Origin of the sequence: Dietzia sp. CQ4, assembly GCF_014145125.1 — a bacterium.
Taxonomy (GTDB): Bacteria; Actinomycetota; Actinomycetes; order Mycobacteriales; family Mycobacteriaceae; genus Dietzia; species Dietzia natronolimnaea.
Window position 1 is genome coordinate 1 of record NZ_JAALDZ010000274.1, and the last position, 1,890, is coordinate 1,890.

The window sequence follows — 1,890 nt, forward strand, 5'->3', positions numbered from 1 at the left end:
AGCGGCGGCAGGACGATGCCCGCATCGGTGAGCGCCTGGTGGATCTGCGGCGCGAAGTAGATGCCGGCGCCGACGGCGGCGGACCCGCCCACCAGCACCAGAGGGCCCAGTGACCCGGCACCCGGCAGGGAACCGGCGTCCGAGCCGAGGACCAGGGTGGCGCCGTCGCCGACCCCGAGCGAGCCGGCGACCGACGCCGCGGCCGGCTCGACCGAACCGACGAGCGACTCGTCCAGGAGGGACCCACTGGCGTCGACGGAGCCGGTGCCGGGTGCCGGGTCGGTCAGGGTGATGGACCCGGCGGCGTCGATGACCGACCCCGCGAGGGGCGCCAGGGAACCGGTGGAGGGCTCGCCGAAGATGGCGGAGCCCGAGGTGTCGAGGGAGCCCTCCCCGGTGGCGTTGGCCTCGAGGATGAGCGAGCCGAGGTCCTGCGGGAGGGAGCCCTCGCCGGCCGAGTCGCCGCTGCCCTCGCTTCCGCTGCTCAACGTGCCCAGGCTGTCGGCTCCGAGGCTGTCGGCGGACAGGCTTCCGGTGCCGTCCTGGGCGGAGGCGACAGCGGTCGCCCCGGAGAGGGCGAGGGCGGTGGCGGCTGCGACGGCAGCGGCCCTACGGATCGAGAACGTCATGGGTTCGTCTCCTTATATGGCGCGGCATCCGCGTGGGTTCGCGACGGGACGCCCGTGAGGGATGGGCTTCCGGGCATAGGTGACGACGCCGGGGTAGCGTCGTAAACTTTGGCCCTTCTCCCCCACCATATCCCTGAATTTAAGGAAAGCAACAGCTCCCTCTCAGTGAGAACTCGGTTAGAAACCGCCCGAAATCCACTCCCGCACAGCCCGGGTCGCGCGGACGTCGTCCTCGTTGTACGCGAGGATGCGCTCCCTGCCGGAATCCCGCTCGACCCCCCTCGAGGCCTGCGCATCCCGGTACCACCCGATCGACTGCTCGCCCCCGGCGTCCGGGTCGCGCCAGTGGAATCCGGCCACCGGCGCCACCACCTTGAGCCCGAGCCCGGAGGTGGAGACGAACTGGGTGGCCACCGCCTCATGGACGTCGACCCACCGGGGCGAGGAGATGAACCCCCGCACCTCGGATACCGAGGGGACGCCTCTGACGACGGCCACCGTGCCCTCCGGCCCGAACCTGGTGGCGGTCGAGAGCATCCAGCCGTTCTCCGCGGACCTCGAGTAGCAGTACGCGCGGAAGGTGCGACCCTGCCCCTCGGCCCTGTCCCGGATGCCGGTGAGCCAGCGCCAGAACTCGGCGAACGAGCGACCCTCGTCCGGGTCCGGCAACCGTGCCCAGGTGGCGAACGGCCGGTAGCCCTCGGCCTCGAGGCGACGCCCGTCCCGCAGCGTGAGCAGGGTCCCCCACAGGTAGGCACCGTCGTCCAGATGACTCTCCAGGTCCACGTCCACCTCCACGTCCGCGCGCGGGATGGCGGGGCGGGCCACCTTGGGGACGACGACCTCGCCGTCCCGGTGCGCACGGGCCCTCAGCACGGCGTCGGAGAACGGTTCGCCGTTCCAGTCCGGCGGACGCTCGGGCCCTGCCTCGGCGAGGTCCGCCACCGTGCGGAACCCCGCCGCACGGACCGGTCCCACCTGTCCACCACCCACCACCAGACTCACGTCGTCCGCGATGACCAGGTGGTCTCGGCACCCGGTCACGGGCGTCCCCCGGTCGTCCCAGCCCTCCCACCACGGGCAGGTACGGCACTCGCCCACCCGGCTGGGCACCGTGTCGAGCTCGCCGCGGAGGACCGCCAGCCGCGTGGCGTGGTTCCGGTCGGCCGCGGCCAGGACCGGCTCGAGTTCGTGGACCACCGCGCGCGCGGACCCCAAGCCCAGCACCGCCCCGACCGGGTGCGGGGCCGCGTACCCCAGC

At 72.8% G+C, this 1,890-nt stretch carries 2 protein-coding genes; both read right to left on the reverse strand.

What is annotated here, in order from left to right:
- Positions 1-629, reverse strand: a 629-nt coding sequence (locus tag G6031_RS14675; RefSeq protein ID WP_206682167.1) for a hypothetical protein, incomplete at its 3' end; no start/stop codon positions are given.
- 177 nt (positions 630-806) lie between these two features.
- Positions 807-1,890, reverse strand: a 1,084-nt coding sequence (locus tag G6031_RS14680) for a TM0106 family RecB-like putative nuclease (RefSeq protein ID WP_182653648.1), incomplete at its 5' end; no start/stop codon positions are given.